The sequence below is a fragment of the Sphingobacterium cellulitidis genome (assembly GCF_043187465.1).
Taxonomy (GTDB): domain Bacteria; phylum Bacteroidota; class Bacteroidia; order Sphingobacteriales; family Sphingobacteriaceae; genus Sphingobacterium; species Sphingobacterium cellulitidis.
On record NZ_CP171136.1, the window covers coordinates 1546323 to 1563738 of the forward strand.

Annotated in this window: 16 protein-coding genes and 1 riboswitch; of the genes, 7 read left to right on the forward strand and 9 right to left on the reverse strand. The window is 38.1% G+C overall.

Annotation, left to right across the window (positions count from 1 at the left end; translation table 11 throughout):
- Window positions 1–189 precede the first annotated feature (189 nt).
- From ACF3OC_RS06705 to ACF3OC_RS06715, 3 genes are read left to right on the forward strand one after another with little or no spacing between them, the layout of a single operon-like run.
- Window positions 190–3306, forward strand: coding sequence for a TonB-dependent receptor (locus ACF3OC_RS06705; protein WP_094280498.1), 3117 nt, complete (start codon window positions 190–192; stop codon window positions 3304–3306).
- Between the two features lie 10 nt (window positions 3307–3316).
- Window positions 3317–5065, forward strand: coding sequence for a RagB/SusD family nutrient uptake outer membrane protein (locus ACF3OC_RS06710; protein WP_094280544.1), 1749 nt, complete (start codon window positions 3317–3319; stop codon window positions 5063–5065).
- Window positions 5066–5075: 10 nt separating this feature from the next.
- On the forward strand, window positions 5076–5489 hold the full coding sequence (locus tag ACF3OC_RS06715) for a DUF4945 domain-containing protein (RefSeq protein WP_094280499.1): 414 nt from the start codon (window positions 5076–5078) through the stop codon (window positions 5487–5489).
- A 98-nt stretch (window positions 5490–5587) separates the two neighbouring features.
- Here the strand turns inward: ACF3OC_RS06715 and ACF3OC_RS06720 are convergent, their stop codons facing one another.
- From ACF3OC_RS06720 to ACF3OC_RS06755, 8 genes are all read right to left on the reverse strand, one after another.
- A complete protein-coding gene (locus tag ACF3OC_RS06720; RefSeq protein ID WP_218823956.1) occupies window positions 5588–6292 on the reverse strand; it encodes a HesA/MoeB/ThiF family protein in 705 nt (234 codons plus the stop codon).
- Between the two features lie 7 nt (window positions 6293–6299).
- Entirely contained in the window at window positions 6300–7424 is a 1125-nt protein-coding gene (thiH, locus tag ACF3OC_RS06725; protein ID WP_094280501.1) for a 2-iminoacetate synthase ThiH, read from the reverse strand.
- Between the two features lie 5 nt (window positions 7425–7429).
- Window positions 7430–8206 (reverse strand): thiazole synthase, encoded by a 777-nt coding sequence (locus ACF3OC_RS06730; protein WP_306427045.1) that lies wholly within the window; start codon window positions 8204–8206, stop codon window positions 7430–7432.
- Window positions 8175–8828, reverse strand: coding sequence for a thiamine phosphate synthase (gene thiE, locus ACF3OC_RS06735; RefSeq protein ID WP_094280502.1), 654 nt, complete (start codon window positions 8826–8828; stop codon window positions 8175–8177). The genes ACF3OC_RS06730 and thiE overlap by 32 nt, the downstream gene beginning before the upstream one ends.
- Window positions 8809–9432 (reverse strand): thiamine phosphate synthase, encoded by a 624-nt coding sequence (locus tag ACF3OC_RS06740; protein WP_094280503.1) that lies wholly within the window; start codon window positions 9430–9432, stop codon window positions 8809–8811. Before ACF3OC_RS06740 ends, thiE begins: the two co-directional genes overlap by 20 nt.
- The gene (thiC, locus tag ACF3OC_RS06745) at window positions 9429–11240 is read right to left on the reverse strand and encodes a phosphomethylpyrimidine synthase ThiC (RefSeq protein WP_094256895.1); all 1812 of its coding nucleotides are present in this window, start codon (window positions 11238–11240) and stop codon (window positions 9429–9431) included. Before thiC ends, ACF3OC_RS06740 begins: the two co-directional genes overlap by 4 nt.
- A gap of 18 nt (window positions 11241–11258) precedes the next feature.
- Window positions 11259–11465 (reverse strand): sulfur carrier protein ThiS, encoded by a 207-nt coding sequence (gene thiS / locus ACF3OC_RS06750; RefSeq protein WP_094256896.1) that lies wholly within the window; start codon window positions 11463–11465, stop codon window positions 11259–11261.
- 62 nt (window positions 11466–11527) lie between these two features.
- Window positions 11528–11626: riboswitch (TPP riboswitch) on the reverse strand.
- 73 nt (window positions 11627–11699) lie between these two features.
- Window positions 11700–12425 carry a hypothetical protein gene (locus tag ACF3OC_RS06755; protein WP_392471172.1) on the reverse strand — a complete coding sequence of 242 codons (726 nt, stop codon included), beginning with the start codon at window positions 12423–12425 and terminating at the stop codon, window positions 11700–11702.
- A 238-nt stretch (window positions 12426–12663) separates the two neighbouring features.
- On the opposite strand from ACF3OC_RS06755, the gene ACF3OC_RS06760 reads away from it, so the two are divergent.
- A complete protein-coding gene (locus ACF3OC_RS06760; RefSeq protein ID WP_392471174.1) occupies window positions 12664–13518 on the forward strand; it encodes a DMT family transporter in 855 nt (284 codons plus the stop codon).
- Window positions 13519–13559: 41 nt separating this feature from the next.
- Entirely contained in the window at window positions 13560–13808 is a 249-nt protein-coding gene (locus ACF3OC_RS06765; RefSeq protein ID WP_094280546.1) for a Rho termination factor N-terminal domain-containing protein, read from the forward strand.
- A 5-nt stretch (window positions 13809–13813) separates the two neighbouring features.
- On the opposite strand, the gene ACF3OC_RS06770 is transcribed toward ACF3OC_RS06765, so the two are convergent.
- A complete protein-coding gene (locus tag ACF3OC_RS06770; protein WP_141202078.1) occupies window positions 13814–14599 on the reverse strand; it encodes a DUF6882 domain-containing protein in 786 nt (261 codons plus the stop codon).
- Window positions 14600–15044: 445 nt separating this feature from the next.
- Here ACF3OC_RS06770 and ACF3OC_RS06775 point away from each other — a divergent pair, with 445 nt between their 5' ends.
- Both ACF3OC_RS06775 and ACF3OC_RS06780 read left to right on the forward strand, forming a co-directional pair.
- A complete protein-coding gene (locus tag ACF3OC_RS06775) occupies window positions 15045–16733 on the forward strand; it encodes an ATP-binding protein (protein ID WP_144043686.1) in 1689 nt (562 codons plus the stop codon).
- 5 nt (window positions 16734–16738) lie between these two features.
- Window positions 16739–17404, forward strand: coding sequence for a response regulator (locus ACF3OC_RS06780; RefSeq protein WP_094256901.1), 666 nt, complete (start codon window positions 16739–16741; stop codon window positions 17402–17404).
- Window positions 17405–17416 lie beyond the last annotated feature (12 nt).

Consider the following 17416-nt stretch of genomic DNA (forward strand, 5'->3'; position numbering starts at 1 on the left):
GGAAGGTTTGTTACATAATTTCCCCCCTAAATTAATTTTTGACTGTTTATCTGAAATAAATTTGGAACTTAATCGGTTAAGCATTAAACTTGTATTCATTATAAACTAAATTTCTAATTAAATAATTATTCCAATAGGTGGCAATTACTTCGTTGCTGCTTAAATGCTTAATCGATTAAACTATCAATTATGACTTATTTTAGATGGAAAAAATTCCGAATATCAGGGCTATTTGCACTGTATTTTTGGTTCCAAATCTTGGGGATGCCTTCGCTGCAGGCCCAAGACGCAGTAATCCAAGGGGTAATTGTCGATGCCGATGGCTTACCTATTGTTTCAGCAACAGTCACCGCATTGCCTTCCGGAAAAGTTACTCAAACTGGGGAAAATGGTGAATTCTCATTGGAAGTCGGTAGAAGTACCCAAATCCGCATTTCCGCAATCGGCTATAAAAGACAAGATGTACCCATTGCGCAGGCTTCAAAAATCATTCTTGAAAAAGATGTTCTTGGCGTCGATGAAATCTTGGTTACAGGATACATGTCCCAAAGAAAAGCGGATCTAACAGGTGCTGTATCCGTCATTAAAAGAGAAGACTTCGTAAATAATCCAAGTGCGAATGTGATGCGTTCTTTACAGGGTAAAATCCCCGGAGTTCGTATTACAACCGACGGAAATCCCGCTGAAAATGTTGGAATTCAGTTTCGGGGTGTTACCTCTTTTAATTCATCACCACCTTTGATCGTGATTGATGGCCAACCTGTTTCCATCAACCTCCGCGATATCAATCCGAATGACATCGAAACCGTCCAGTTTTTAAAAGATGCATCCTCGGCTTCGATTTATGGTTCGAGGGCAGCTGGTGGGGTAATTTTAGTAACTACTCGAAAAGGGAAAAAAGGTGCTGCAAAAGTAACTTATGAAGGTTATGTCGCCTTAAATAACCCTGGAAATGTGCCGAAAATGCTGAGTGCCGAAGAATATGGCCGAGCACTTTGGCAAGCAACAGTAAATGACGGTGATGATCCGGCAGCTGCTGTTCGATATTATGATTACGATTGGTCAGTCAATTCCCAGGGCATACCAATACTGAATTCCGTAAAACCAATCGAATGGCTGAATGCTGCCCAAACAATGCCTTCAGCAAATACAAATTGGTTTAATGAAGGGATGAGAACTGGGGTACAACAAAATCATCAAGTATCGATATCCTCTGGTACAGATTACTCAAATAGTTTTTTCTCTGTCAATTACTATAACAATGAAGGAACTCAAATAACATCCTTCTTTAAGCGATTGGCAGCTAGACTAAATAATGAATATCAATTTTTTAATGGCCGCGTGAAGATTGGAGAAAATCTAACCTTAACCAACCTCAAAATGCGGGATGTAAATAGTACTTATGGTTTATTGGTCATGCCGCCAAATGTCCCTGTTTATGCAAATGATGGTGCCTGGGGTGGGGTAGCCATGCCACTTGGTATGGATGATTTTGCCAACCCTGTCCGTGATATGCTGATCAATAAAGATAATACCGGTAATTTCTTGAAGGTTTTGGGATCTGCCTATTTATCTGCTGAAATTATTAATAACCTAACCTTCCGTTCTCAATTTGGTGTCGATTATAGTATGTGGTATGATCGCAGAATCGATAAAAAATGGGAAGAAGCAGGCGGTAAAGCAGGAACAATTAATGGTGTTACCCAAAATAACTGGCATGACCTAGGTCGGACCTGGACCAATACCTTATTGTACAACTTCTCAAAAAATCAACACCAATTGGATTTATTGGGTGGTATTGAAGCATTTAAATTCTTAAATGAAAGCTTGAATGGGTATCGTTCAGGAATATTATTGGAAGATCGGGATTATGCCTACTTATCAACTGCCACCGGCGACCAACGAACTTTCAATGGTGGTGGTAATGAAAGAACCATGCTATCATTTTTTGCTAAAGCCAATTATACTTTTGCAGAGAAATACCTAGCTTCTGCGACCTTCCGCCGAGATGGCTCCTCTGTATTTGGAAAAAATTATAGATACGGAAATTTCCCTTCCTTCTCCTTAGGATGGCGGGTGAAAAACGAAGAATTTATGAAAGATGTGCTGTGGATTGATGATTTGAAACTTCGGGCCAGCTGGGGACAAAATGGTAACTCCGAACCGCTCAACGCTGGTAAATTAGTTAATATTTATATCACCGATATCAATGGAACATCTTATGCCATTGGAGGTAATGAAACAGGAAGTATTCCTTCTGGATTCCGTCGAAGAAGTCTAGGAAATCCTGATTTAAAATGGGAAACTACAACCCAAACAAATTTTGGAGTTGATTTTACCTTTCTAAAAAATAGACTTTACGGTTCATTGGATTGGTATAATAAAAAAACAACCGGAATGTTGTTCGAACCTCCTTACATTGCTGCTTTGGGTGAAGGTGGAAATCGTTGGATAAATTCCGCCAACATGACCAATAAGGGTATTGAACTTCAACTTACCTGGGCAGAAACTGTTAATGATTTTAGATACTCCGTTTCGGGAAATCTTTCAACCTACAAAAATCAAATCAACTCCATACCTGAAAATGTGAAATATGCTTTTGGTGGGAATGGTTTGTTGGATAATATTATCGGACGTCCTTTTAATTCCCTGTATGGCCTAGTGGCTGATGGAATCTATAAAACACAAGAAGAAGTGGATAATGGGCCTGTTCAGCCCGGTAAAGGTATTGGAAGAATTCGTTATAAGGACTTGGATGGAGATGGAGTCATCAACGAAGTGTTTGACAGAACATGGTTGGGTATAAGAGACCCTAAACTCGCTGCTGGATTAAATTTTGAAGCCGCTTATAAAAACTTTGATTTTAGCTTTTTCCTTCAAGGGGTCTTCGGAAATTCTGTGCATAATACCTGGAAAGAATTAAGTGATTTTTGGAATATAGGTATTCAAAATGACCGTAACCACCCTAGCAGAATCCTGGATGCTTGGTCACCAACGAATCCAGATTCCAATATCCCTGCTTTATCCCGTCGGGATGCAAATGGAGAGAAACGTTTCTCAAGTTACTTTGTGGAAGATGGTTCGTATCTGAAAATGAGAAATATCAATCTGGGTTATACTTTTCCTTCTTCTGTAGTTGATAAAATTAAACTGTCCAATCTTCGCATCCATGTTACTGCGCAGAATCTTTTTGCAATCAAGAAATCATGGGGGGATGATAAATTCACTGGAATGGATCCAGAAAATCCTGGAACCGGATATCCAATGCCTCTATCGGTTTATTTTGGTCTAAATGTCTCATTCTAATGTCCTTGTCATGAAAATAATTAAATCAATAATAGCAATCTTATTTCTCCTTTCTGTCGTTGGATGTTCCGACTTTTTGGACGTCAACCCAAAGGGAGTATTGTCGGAAGAACAGGTTTCAAAACCTGAGTTAATAGACAATTTTGTGGTGGCAGCTTATGCAACCATGCCTGGATTGGGTTTCGGGACTACCCATGCCCCTTGGATACAAAGTGTTCGCTCGGATGATGCTTACAAAGGTGGTGGTGGTTTAAGTGACCAAACTCCATGGTACGAAATGGAAATTTTTACAGCAGTAACCCCAAATATCGGAAACAATGATGCCCCTTGGTATCTCGGTTATGTCGCAGTAAGCCGTTGTAATACGGCCATTCGATTACTCAATGAAATTGATCCTGCAGTTTATGAAATGAAGGACTCCAGGATCGCTGAAATGAAATTCATTCGAAGCTGGATTTATCTCGGCATGAAACTACGCTGGAAATATATTCCTTTCATGGATGAAACCGTGCCAAATGATGCGGTAGTAGTAGAAGGAATGTCGAATAGACCCGATTCAATGAAGAATGACTTAGGGATATGGGATCGAATCATCAAGGATTTTGAAGATGCCGCCAAAGTTCTCCCTGATATTCAAACAGATAAAGGTAGACCTACAAAATATGCTGCGCATGCTTTTGCCGCAAAGGCTTTGTTATTCCGGGCTTATGAACAAAATGATCAACACAAAGTGGTGAATATCAATAAACAAACCCTGCAAAGGGCTTTGGATCATATCAATACCATCATGACCAAAGATAAAAGTCAATTTGATCTTGAACCTGATTTCGCCAATAACTTCCTCCCCGAATTCGATAATAATACCAAAGAATCCCTATGGGAAGTCCAGTATTCCATTGATGATGGAACTACGGATGGCCGGATAAATCGAGGTGATGAATTGAATGCGCCTTGGTGGGCACCTTATTTCAGCTGTTGCGATTTCCATAAGGTTTCCTATACCATGATCAACGCATTTAAAACGGATAAAACAGGGGTGCCGGACTTTGAAAATTATAATCAAACAGAATTTAAGGGAAGTAAATATAAAGAATATTTTACCCAGCATTCCTTCGATCCACGATTGGGCCATACAGCGGCTATCCCGGGTTATCCATGGAAATATAATAATGCAATCCTTTATCAGGAAGCTGGCTCCAGAGCACCTTTCCAATATGGATACTTTAACTCCATGAAGGAACAGGTAGATCCGAATTGTAATTGCTTGTTTAAACCATTCTATATCTACAATTCAATGAACAAAAAGGAAATCCGATATGCAGAGGTCCTTTTGTGGAAAGCAGAGATATTAATGGAACAAGGTCAACTTCAAGAGTCTTTGAATCTTGTCAATCGCATCCGTGCCAGAGCTGCAACGAGTTTGGCTAGACTCAAAAAACCAGATGGTACTTTATGGATGGATTATAAAATCCAAGAGTATAAACCTGGGGTTAATTTCACCTTGAACAAAGAAAATTTAAAAAAGGCGATCATCTGGGAGAACCGTTTGGAATTCGCCAATGAAGGTAGAAGGTTTTTTGATCTCCTTCGGTGGGGACTGTTACCTGAAACAATGAATGCCTTCATCAATAAGGAAAAAGGAAGATTTGATTGGTATAATCAAGGCCGGTTTGTCTCGGGAAGAGATGAATATTTACCTATTCCACAACAACAAATGAACTGGTCTAAAGGCTCTTATAAACAGAATCCTGGGTATTAAGATTTGAATTATGAAAAGATTAATTATTGCACTTTTGGCAATCACAATAATCAGTGCCTGTCGAAAAAATGAATATGAAATGAAGGCGGGACCTTCCTTGCCAACCGTTCAAAATCTAAAATCAGAAGCTGCAGGGGCAAACCAGGTAAAACTCTCCTGGAATATACCTCAACAGATTCCTGCTGAATTTGAAAGACCGTTAAAAGTTGCTTTGGAAGTCAATAAAATTATTGGTCCTACAAAACATATTACCGTTTTCAATCATACCATCGACGAAGAAGCGACCTCATTCCTCTTTGATATTCCCAATGAAAGTGGTGAATATCATATAGTGGTTCGATTAAATGGATGGACAAAATTAAAAGACCCAAATTATGCCCAGAATGTTTACTCGCTGGGTCAGTCTGTGGTCCTTAAAAAATAATTGTTAGGTTTAGGTTTATTAGTTTAATGACAGGAAAGGCAGACTCTCAAATCTGCCTTCCTGTTTTTTTATCCTCGAAAATATTGGATATTTTCTTGTTAAAATCCTACTTGTAAAAAGGACCAGTGCTTACTATCTATAATGGTCAACTGGTTTATGGGAACCTCAATTTCCAAGATCACTTTCAGGGCCAACATCGCCATCATGCTACCCGTCATCCCTGCCAAAGCTCCTAATACCCCAAACTGATCACAATTGGGAACATCCTCTGAATTCGGTGCCGAAGGGAAAATATCCCTTAAATTCTTGCTCCCTTGATAATTAAAGACGGCTACCTGACCCTCAAAGGAATAAATACTTCCATAAATAAGGGTTTTTCCCATGCTGACACAATAGTCATTTACTAAATATCGGGTTTCAAAATTGTCCGATCCATCTACAATCATATCATAGGCTGAAAATATTTCTTCAATATTTCCAGAGGTTAATTTAGCATTATAGCCTTTGAATTCAATGTCTGAATTAAATTGCTGAATATAAGATTCAGCACTTTTAATCTTTGACAGTCCCACAAATTTTTCCTGATGGATGACCTGTCTATTCAAATTATGGAATTCGACTTGATCAAAGTCTATTACTCCTAATCTCCCTATTCCCGCGGCTGCTAAATAGGGAAGGATTGCCGATCCAAGTCCACCAGCACCTATGACTAAAACCCTGGATTGATCTAACTTTTTCTGTCCTTCTATGGAGACTTCTTCCATAAAGATTTGTCGACTGTACCGGCTAAATTTCTTTTCCATCGTTATCTCAAATTGAGTTACTCGTAGAAAAACACGAATCCCAATCTTTCATGACCGGGTCATAGCCCTTCAATTGGATCTGTCTTCTAATCTCCTCCATACTGCGTTCATCCGATATCTCAAATTGTTCCAAGGATTGTGGGTCCACAGCATAACCTCCAGGATTAGTCTTTGATGCAGCGCTCATGCTGGTAGCACCCAATGAAATAATATGGTTCCGAAAATTCTCACTTTCACGCGTAGAAATGGAAATCTCCAAATCAGGATTCCAAATCCGATAGGCACAGATCAATTGCAATAAATGCCGATCCTCCATGATGAAATTCGGCTCAATAATTCCTTCTGCTGGTCGTAACCTAGGGAATGAAACGGAATATTTCGTTTGCCAATAGCGCTGTTGCAAATAGTTTAAATGTAAAGCATTGAAGAAACTATCTACTCGCCAATTCTCAAGGCCCAATAGTACACCCAAACCTATTTTATGAATCCCAGCCTTGCCAATTCGATCTGGGGTATCTAATCTGAAATTGAAATTTGATTTCTTGCCCTTGGGATGATATTCTTTGTAAACATCTTCATGGTAGGTCTCCTGATACAGCAAAACTGAGTGAACTCCCGCTTGATGTAATTGTTCATATTCCTCCTGCAGCAAGGGCTGCACCTCAATTGAAATATTCGCAAAATAAGGCTTCAAGATCCGAATGGCATTGAGGAAATACTGGATTTCCACCGTTTTATTTGCTTCTCCGGAAACCAATAGAACATGGTTGATCCCCATTTCTTTTAAAGCCATGGCTTCTACAATAATTTCAGAATTACTCAAGGTCTTCCGTTTGATCTTATTGTCCATACTGAAGCCACAATAAGTGCAAATATTTTGACACTCATTGCTTAGATATAGCGGAGCATATAACTGAATGGTCTTGCCAAATCGTTGTTGAGTAATCTGCTTACTCATATTGGCCATGACCTCCAAATAAGGTTCCGCAGCTGGGGATATTAAATTCAAAAAATCCATAATTGATTTCTTTCCTCGGTATAAGGAAAGTTCAACATCCTTTTCAGTACAATGATCCAAGATGTCCTGGATCTCCTTCCAACTGTATTGAGCTATGATTTCTTTGATATCCATTTTAATTAATCTATTAAGAAGCTTGTAAGTGGTGAAGATGCCTTTGCACTAAAGGATTTACTTGCTAGGCCGGACTCGTAAGCCATCCGACCAGAAATAACTGCCAATTTAAATGCCTCGGCCATTTTCGTTGGATTACTGGCTGTAGCAATTGCCGTATTGACCAAAACTGCATCCGCACCCAGCTCCATGGCCAGAGCAGCATCCGATGGCTTTCCGATTCCTGCATCCACAACCACAGGCACTTGACTCTGCTCGATAATGATCTCTAAGAAATCAACGGTCTTCAATCCTTTATTACTCCCTATAGGTGAACCTAAAGGCATAACAACCGCAGTTCCTGCTTCTTCCAATCTTTTGCACAAAACCGGATCCGCATGGATATAAGGCATAATGATAAAGCCTTGCTTAGCAAGTGCTTCCGTAGCGATCAAAGTTTCAATGGGATCGGGCATTAAATATCGAGGGTCTGGATGTATCTCCAATTTTATCCAGTTCGTTTCCAAAGCTTCCCGAGCGAGCTGAGCAGCCAAAATTGCTTCCTTAGCATTCCTAGCTCCAGATGTATTGGGTAACAAATCAACCTGTGGCAAACTGATAGAGTTTAATAGATCATCCTCTTGAGATTGATGGTCAATTCTCTTTAAGGCCAAGGTCACAAGCTCCGTTTGCGAAACTAATATCGACTCCTCCATTTGGGATAAACTCCCAAATTTTCCCGTACCTAAAAATAAACGGGATTGAAAGGTTTTATCTCCAATCTTCAACATATTCTTTTTCATAAAATTGATTTATTCGTAATACCACGCTAGGATCTTTCTGGATCAAACTTGAAACAGCAATTCCTTGAATTCCAATGTTATGGAGGACCACAATGTCATTCTCCTGCAAACCCCCAATGGCGAAAATTGGAACTGCTTGAACCTGATCCCGCTTTAATTTATCCATGATTTCCTGATAGCCGGATATCCCTAAAATGGGACTTAGTTTTTGTTTGGTTTCCGTAAATCGAAACGGGCCTAATCCGATATAATCGCATTTCTCAACACAGCGTTGTAGAACATCTGTATAACTGTTGGCTGTACCGCCAATAATTTTATCTTCGCCTAATAATAAGCGTGCATTTTCTACTGACTCATCCTTTAGTCCCAAATGAAGTCCATCCGCATCCAATTGTCTGGCCAAATCAACATGGTCATTGACAATGAATTTTGCTTGATAGCTTTGACAAAGCTGCTTGCAAATTGCTGCCAATTGAAATAATTCCAATTCAGAACCTGGATTCTTCCATCGTAATTGAACCCATTTTATTCCAACATCCAATGCGATTCTGATATTTTTCTCCTGTTCATCAATGGTCAATCCATTGCTGATATATTGTATTTTACTGAGTTTTTTGTCCATCTGTTTTTTTTGTGTTCCAAATACTCGCTTTTCGTTTACAAGCCAAAAAATAATTGCTTGGATCTGCTTGATTCCAAAGGCTACCTAATAATGCAACCCCATCTGAACCTATTTCAAATACACTTTCCATATTCTGATAATCAATACCCCCAAGCCCAATTAAGGCAACAGAATCATTTCTCTTATACTTGATTTCTGTAAATACAGACTCAAAACGACCATAGCCCGGTTTTGAAATGCTCTGAAATAACGGACTTAAAAAGGCATAATTCCAGACCTTATCCAAGGCATTAAATTCTTGAATGGAATGGGTAGAAGTTGATAGTTGATATTTCCTTTCAAGATCCATATGCTTATTGGCTATTCGGTCAGAGGTATTGAAATGTAATCTTTCTATTTTCAAATCATTCGCCAAATGCCGATGGGAGTGGAGAACCACTCTACCTAAATAAGAAGGATCAATTTGTTCCAAATATTCCAAAGCTTGATCATCAGAAAGCCCATACTTTCTAAAATGAAAATGCTCAAGCCCCTTTTGAAACAAATTGTTCAACATCTGAAGTTCATTGGGAATTAAACCATTTGCCGAAATCACAATAATCATAGATAGATTTCTTTTCCGCTTTCAATAAACTCTTTGGATTTCTCTAACATTCCTTCTTCGGTAGCTTCCCTGATTTCTTGTGTAATCTTCATGGAACAGAATTTCGGTCCGCACATCGAACAAAAGTGAGCTACTTTTGCAGCATCAGCAGGCAAGGTTTCATCATGAAACTCGCGTGCAGTATCCGGATCTAAGGATAGATTAAATTGATCTTCCCATCTGAATTCAAAGCGTGCTTTACTTAATGCATTATCACGATATTGTGCCCCCGGATGACCCTTCGCTAGATCTGCTGCATGTGCCGCCAACTTATAGGTAATCACGCCATCCTTCACATCTTTTTTATTTGGTAATCCTAAATGTTCCTTTGGCGTCACATAACATAACATGGCACAACCATACCAACCAATCATCGCAGCGCCAATTGCGGAAGTAATATGATCATACCCTGGTGCGATATCAGTAGTCAATGGTCCTAAAGTGTAAAATGGAGCTTCATCACATTCCGCAAGTTGTTTCTCCATGTTTTCTTTTATCATATGCATAGGCACGTGACCTGGCCCTTCAATCATCACTTGCACATCATGTTTCCAAGCTATTTTGGTAAGCTCACCCAATGTTTCCAACTCAGAAAACTGGGCCGCATCATTCGCATCTGCAATGGAACCTGGTCTAAGTCCATCTCCCAGGGAAAAAGCAACATCATATTGCTTCATAATCTGGCAGATCTCCTCAAAATGGGTGTATAAAAAGTTTTCTTTATGATGAAATAAACACCATTTTGCCATAATTGACCCACCACGAGAAACAATCCCTGTAACTCGTTTTGCCGTTAAATGGATATATCTTAACAAAACACCTGCATGAATCGTGAAATAGGAAACTCCCTGTTCTGCTTGCTCAATTAAGGTGTCCTTGAATATTTCCCAGGTTAAATCCTCCGGAACTCCCTTTACTTTTTCAAGTGCCTGATAAATTGGTACTGTACCAATTGGAACTGGTGAATTTCTGATAATCCATTCCCTAGTCTCATGGATGTTTTTGCCAGTTGACAAATCCATAATGGTATCAGCTCCCCATCTGCATGCCCAAACTGCCTTCTCTACTTCCTCTTCAATGCTGGAACTAACGGCGCTATTCCCAATATTGGCATTGATCTTCACCAAGAAATTTCGACCAATAATCATGGGCTCACTCTCTGGATGGTTGATATTATTTGGAATAATAGCCCTGCCAGCAGCAATTTCATCTCTTACAAATTCTGGCGTTATATATTTTGGAGTATTTGCACCAAAACTCTCCCCCATATGTTGATCTGCCATGCCTTTGGTAGCAGCTTGTAACTGTTCTATCCTTTGATTTTCACGAATCGCTACATATTCCATCTCCGCGGTTATAATCCCTTGTTTTGCATAATGTAACTGGGTTACATTTTGTCCTGCTGATGCGCGCTTTGGTTTATGGTTATATGAAAAACGTAAGTCCGCTAAATTGGGGTCATTCAGTCTTTGTATTCCGTAATCCGAACTAATACCTGATAGTATTTCGACATCAGCACGATCGAGAATCCATTGTTCCCGAATTCTGCTAATTCCCTTGCGGATGTCAATTTCACTTTTTTCGTCCGTGTAGGGCCCTGATGTATCGTAAATGCTGATAGGCGGATTTATCTCCAAACCTCCATTGCTTAATTTTGTTGGATTCAAACTGATTTCTCGCATCGCTACCTGAATAGGATGGATCTTCCCAGGAATAAATACTTTCTTAGAATTGGGAAATGGTTGGGTTGTAATTGTTTGTTCTGTCATGTCTTTAAAATTTCGGGTTTATCCGCCTTGGGTGGCAGTAATGATTAGTATGGAATCGTTGTCATTCAAAAGTTGATCTGACCAGGAATCCTTGGGGATTACCTGATTATTCAAAGCCACAGCAATCCCTTTGGTTTTGCCTTTTAACTCCAAATCCATTAGTTCTTTCAGGTTCAAGGAACCTAAATTGAAATGTTTTGTTTGATGATTAATGATGAGTAGCATTCCTAATTTATTTATAGCATTAATGCTTTAGGAATGGCTACAATAGGTACAGGACGCACCCATGAAGACATTTTACTTTTCCCTACGCTAGTATGATCTAGATCAGGTTATAAGGGTAAAATCTCAGCCTGCAAATATTGCAGACACCCCTAAAGCTCTCGCAAGTTAGTCAATAGATTTAACTAAAAGAAATAATTTTCTTGCTTCATATAATTTCTGCAAATCTCAGAACCCTTATTTTGAGGGGCTTTTTTCCTTAAATTCCTTGTAATGTTTTTTCACATAAACATGCAGGTCGTAGGTCGTCCAATATTGAGCGACCTCAAAATCGGGTCGATATTCTACCATGAATTTTTCCAATTCTTCAGTGTCCATGGGAATAACATCCGTAATCGTAGATTTATTAAAAATCTGATCCACCTCCATGTTTTTAATCTCTTGTTTCATAAAGGCATCAAACTTTCTCGCATTTCTGCCAGCCTTGCTGAACTTTTCATAAAAATAGGTCACCGTCGGCATCCCAAATGGTAATAACAGATACCAAGGCGGTTCTCCTGAATAATATAACCCACCCTTCACATTGTAATCCTTCTTCATTTGCTCTAATTCCCTGATTTTCGCCGCCTTCGTATTCCCCATAATGACAACCTCCTCAATGACCAGGGCCTTTTTTTGTAGGAATATATCCTTCGTCAATTCATGTGCAAGGACACTTTTCCTATTCCAGTGGGGGTGAACAAATGCTATACTATCCATCGGATTGGCATCAATGCCAAAAGAACCATCAAAATCTGAACGGATCATTTGTTGGGTTCGTAGATTAATCACATCCACATTTTTAATCAATAGGGTACTATCAATGGAATAAATATTACCTGTATATCTTTTCGAAACTTGTGCGAAAGAATAGGAGAGGGTAAAAAATAAAAATAGACAGAAAATGATTGGTTTGTTTGGCATATAAAAGTCCTCCTTTTTTCAATTTTAGGAATCCATTCTAAATTAACAAATAGCAAATAATCAAGCTAATACGATAACTAAATTTAACATTTTAATAATTTTTTCACTCAAACTTTCTCATTACATAATATTTAATTAAAAAAGGTCTCAATAGTTCTTTGGAAAGACTATTTTTGGGAGCATTTAATTATTATCCTTATTCATTTTTAGTATGACCCGTAATGCTAATTTTGCTGTTGTGGCAGCTATATTGTCAATGATTTGTGTTCAGGGAGGAGCTTCTTTTGCCAAACAGTTGTTTCCTGCAATAGGACCCATCGCCACCACGACCTTAAGGATAGGTTTATCTGCTATTCTACTATATATAATCAACCGTCCTAAGTTGCTTACATTCAGTGGTAAACAATGGCTTTACTGTGCGTTATATGGTATCGGAATTGCGGTCATGAACCTCGTTTTTTATATGGCGATTCAGCGCATTCCTCTCGGATTAGGTGTAACAATCGAGTTTGTAGGACCATTGTTCCTGGCATTCGCCCTTTCTAAAAAATGGACTGATATTATCTGGGCCGCATTGGCATTGACCGGAATTCTCTTAATCGTGCCTTGGAAAAGTAACGGGGTTGACCCTGTTGGCTTAGGCTTGGCATTATTAGCTGGTTCCTTTTGGGCTGTATATATTATGATGGGGGCTAAATTATCCAAAATTATGGAAGGAAAACAGGCGGTAACAACCGGTATGCTCATCGCTACGCTGTTTATTATTCCTTTTTCTATTTATGATGGTGCTATCCTGAATCTAAACTTTTCTCTTTTTTCGAAAGGATTATTGGTAGCTATTCTATCTTCAGCTTTGCCATTTTCATTGGATATGATCGCGTTAGGTAAATTACCTGCTAAAACATTCAGCATCTTGACCAGCCTTCAACCGGCCTTTGCTGCATTATCCGGTTTAATATTCTTGCATGAATACTTGTCTATTTATCAATGGCTTTCCGTTTTCTGTGTCGTTATTGCTAGTATTGGCACCACTATATTTTCTAAAAGGGCAGAACCAAAAAGCAAACCTGTGAAAATAAACCAACAAAATTAGCAGTAGAGTGTTCAATGGGTAGAAAACAACACATAAAAATTATGCCCAAAGATAAAACACCACAATTGAAAAAGCCCGATACTTACGATGCATTGGTTGATAAAGGAATGAGTAAGGAAAAAGCGGCTAGAATTTCAAATGCACAGGCAGCTGGAACAATTGATCATAATTCAAAAAAATTGGAGGAAAGGTCTAAATCTGATTTATTGTCTGAGGCTAAGGAGATAGGTATTAAAGGTCGACATAATATGAATAAGGAGCAATTAATAAAGGCAATTAGAAAAGGTTAATAGTATTAACCTTCTAAGTTGCTCACTCTGTTTGCGCTATCTAGGGTAGTGATGCAGGTTTCTTTGCCTTTCGTGCCGATGATTTGATTGTCCTTTTCTAAGATATTATAGCCCTTACTTTTTAAGTAATTTATGAGGCTGTTTCTGTGGTCAACTTGGAAATTCGAGATAACCTGCGGAAAGGTACTGAAGATTCGGTGGTGAAAGTCTTTTCTGTTTTTTCGAATTTGATCGGATTTTACCGTCATCAACATAATCCCACTACCATAATCCGCAAAATAATAACCATCTGCATCAAACATCCCCATGGCAATAATGCCTAGTCGATGTAAATCATCTTGCTTGAAGGCATATTCCGGCGTTCTAAGTCTGTTGATCTTGTTTTGAATGCCATAAGACTTCAGCTTTTTGGCATCCACTAGCAAATTTAAAGGTAGGTCTGATTGTTTATTCGCCCAAGACCATAACCAGGTATTGACAGAATAGGAAAAGCTACCTATAATCTGTAAGGGGAATTCAAATTCATCTCCAAAGGTGATCGTTCCACGAGTTAAATCTGCATCCCATGCCTTGCCTTCAATAAGTTCAGAGAAATCAACTTGTTTCTCAAATCCTAAACCTACGTATCTTTCAAATAATTCGTTTTCGGTTCTTATAGGTTCTATCCGGGTTGTCGTTTCGGTTGTTGGTTTTTCCTTTACTTCAGGTTCTTTTTTAATTGTAGATTTTCCAAATAATCTATTTAAAAATCCCATAATATTATTCTCAATTACTGTTGTTTGTCTTTTCAAAGATTTAAGTTAAGAAAGGATGTGGGAAATCCATAATAAGACTTTTGTAAAGAGGTAAGAAATTCAATTTTCGTAGTGTTATATCTACTGTTTGTTAGCGAAAATACTTCTCGATTGAAAAGTGGTAATATTAATTTCTCCTCAACTAAACGTAAGTTTTAATATAAAATAGGATTATAATGTTCTTTTTATTAAAAATTTGCCAATTTATCCGCTCCTAATCCCTTTTGTAACAGCTAATTTGTTTTTATGGTTTTCAATAATGAATCTAACTTAAAAAATTGAATAACAGTTTCTTATAGCAAAAGTCAAAAAAAAATATTGAAATTCTGACCATGACTACAATTTCCTTATCCGTAATATAATTTCATTTACGTCCTTATTAGCAATATTAATCTGTGAAGTGTTGGTAATATTGCCTATTTTAGGTCAAATTATTGTACCTGTGAAGCCATTATTGTTCCTGATAGGCATTTTCCTTTTTGTGTCCTGTCATAGTCCGAAACCAAATCCTACTGAATCTCCTAAGAATGTTTATTACGAACAAGCTTATGATTTCTTGGATAAAAATGAAATCGATAGTTCCTTCGTTTACTTTGAAAAGGCTAGGGAAGAGTTTGTTAAAAACAACGATAGCCTTGGTGCTGCTCAGAGCTTAATTAATATGGCCGTTTCTCAGTTGGAATATGGCGATTATTATGGCTCCCAAGAAACCTCAACGCAGGCCCTGGAATTCCTTAATCTTAATGATACTTCCCAATATTCTCTCCTGGCAATGGTATATGGGAACCTCAGTACAATCTACGATTACTTAAAAAACCCGAAACAATCGCTGGAAAGCATTCAATTGGCAATTAAATATGCCAAGGATCCTGCCAATAAAAGAGTATATGAAAATAACCTAGCGAATGCCTACCTGAATTATGGCAAACCGAAGGAAGCTGTTGAACTTTTGAAGGATTTATTAAATTCCTCCGAACCTAATTCTAAAGATTATGCCCGCTTTATTACCAATTACGCTAGAGCAAAAACTAAACTAGATTCTAATTATAATCCTCTTCCTGAATTTAGAAAAGGATTATCCATCCGTAAAAAATTGAATGATCGCATTGGGTTAAACTCTAGTTATACCCATCTCATGAATTATTTTAAAAATAGAAATATAGATTCAGCTTTATTCTATTCTCAAATGCTGTTGGATTTAGCAGAAGACATCAAAAATCCAGATGTTCAAATGGATGCTTTAAAGTCCATCCTGAACCTGACCGTTATCGACAAAAATAAAGCCTTACTCAGGAAATATCATCATATTGAAGACTCCGTGGAAATTGCAAGGTTGTCTGCGAAAAATCAATTTGCCCTGATACGCTATGAGGTTGAAAAAAGCAAAACAGATAATCTGAAGTTGAGCAATGAAATCGCTGAGAAACAATATCGTCTGAACCTGACTAGAATTTTCTTGCTTGCCATATTGATTATTGTTGGACTATCTGCTTACTATATCTGGAGTTGGTATAATAGAAAAAAACAACGATTAAAACTGGAAGCAGATAATCGTGTGAAAGAGAGTCAATTAAGGACCTCTAGAAAGGTGCATGATGTTGTTGCGAATGGAATATATCGCGTAATGGCTGAACTAGAAAATCGGGATGATATTGATCGGGAAGAATTATTGGACCGTTTAGAAATCATGTATGATAAATCCAGGGATATATCCTATGAAGTCGAAGAAGAGGGAATGAGTGAGGTACCGTTCCACTTGCAAGTCTCTGAATTATTGAAATCCTTCTCTAATGATTGTAGAACTATATTAATTGCGGGAAATGACCAAACTGTTTGGGATTTATTTAATGCTAAACAGAAAGGCGAAATTGAACAGATCTTACAGGAGTTAATGGTCAATATGCGAAAACATTCTGGCGCAAATGAGGTAATTGTCCGCTTTGAATATTCTGGTGAAAATCTTAATATTTTCTACAAGGATGATGGAGTGGGACTCGCCGATTCCATAAAATATGGAAACGGAATTAAGAATACGGAAAACCGTATAAATCTATTGAAGGGTACCCTTACATTTGAGAAAAATAATAATAATGGTTTAGGGATTCATATTTCTATTCCAGCTCAAAATTAGACTTTATGTTTAAGAAAGTATTAATTGCAGAAGACCACGAGGTCGCTAATTTGTCTGTCCATAAAACAGTTCAAGAATTGGGAGTTGAACAAGTTAACTACGTATATTATTGCGATGATGCGCTTACCTGGATAAAAAATGCAATCCGCGAAGGGGAACCTTATGATCTATTGGTCACCGATCTTGTATTTGAGGATGATATTGTGCCCCAGAAAATTTCCCATGGCAAAGATTTAATCAAGGCGGCTAAAGAAATCCAACCTGAATTGAAAGTTATTGTCTTCTCTTCAATTGATCGGATTAGCTTGATTGAAGATTTATTCCGGAATTATCAAATTGATGGCTATGTCCGTAAAGCAAGACACGATGGACAGCATTTTAAGGATGCAATGAAAGCCGTATCTACGAATAAGATCTATCAGTCCCCTGATATTCGTCTTGCCCTGAGATCCCGAAATTCACATGAATTTACCAATATGGATATTCAGATAATATCTTCCTTATCAAAAGGTATTTTACAAAAGAATATCCCTCAAATTCTGCAGGACCTGAATATCAGGCCCTCTGGTTTGAGTAGTATCGAAAAAAGATTAAACCTGATGAAGGAAGTTTTGGGCTTCACCAAAAACGAACAATTAGTATTGTATTGCAAGGATAAAGGATTGATTTAGTGATTTTCATCA

Coding starts and splice junctions, on each gene's coding strand:
- thiH (WP_094280501.1), bottom strand. CDS start 7,424: ATGGATATCAAAGAAATCATAGCTCAATACAGTTGGAAGGAGATCCAG.
- ACF3OC_RS06710 (WP_094280544.1), top strand. CDS start 3,317: ATGAAAATAATTAAATCAATAATAGCAATCTTATTTCTCCTTTCTGTC.
- ACF3OC_RS06705 (WP_094280498.1), top strand. CDS start 190: ATGACTTATTTTAGATGGAAAAAATTCCGAATATCAGGGCTATTTGCA.
- thiC (WP_094256895.1), bottom strand. CDS start 11,240: ATGACAGAACAAACAATTACAACCCAACCATTTCCCAATTCTAAGAAA.
- ACF3OC_RS06715 (WP_094280499.1), top strand. CDS start 5,076: ATGAAAAGATTAATTATTGCACTTTTGGCAATCACAATAATCAGTGCC.
- thiE (WP_094280502.1), bottom strand. CDS start 8,828: ATGGACAAAAAACTCAGTAAAATACAATATATCAGCAATGGATTGACC.
- ACF3OC_RS06720 (WP_218823956.1), bottom strand. CDS start 6,292: ATGGAAAAGAAATTTAGCCGGTACAGTCGACAAATCTTTATGGAAGAA.
- ACF3OC_RS06755 (WP_392471172.1), bottom strand. CDS start 12,425: ATGCCAAACAAACCAATCATTTTCTGTCTATTTTTATTTTTTACCCTC.
- ACF3OC_RS06740 (WP_094280503.1), bottom strand. CDS start 9,432: ATGATTATTGTGATTTCGGCAAATGGTTTAATTCCCAATGAACTTCAG.
- ACF3OC_RS06780 (WP_094256901.1), top strand. CDS start 16,739: ATGTTTAAGAAAGTATTAATTGCAGAAGACCACGAGGTCGCTAATTTG.
- thiS (WP_094256896.1), bottom strand. CDS start 11,465: ATGCTACTCATCATTAATCATCAAACAAAACATTTCAATTTAGGTTCC.
- ACF3OC_RS06765 (WP_094280546.1), top strand. CDS start 13,560: ATGCCCAAAGATAAAACACCACAATTGAAAAAGCCCGATACTTACGAT.
- ACF3OC_RS06730 (WP_306427045.1), bottom strand. CDS start 8,206: ATGAAAAAGAATATGTTGAAGATTGGAGATAAAACCTTTCAATCCCGT.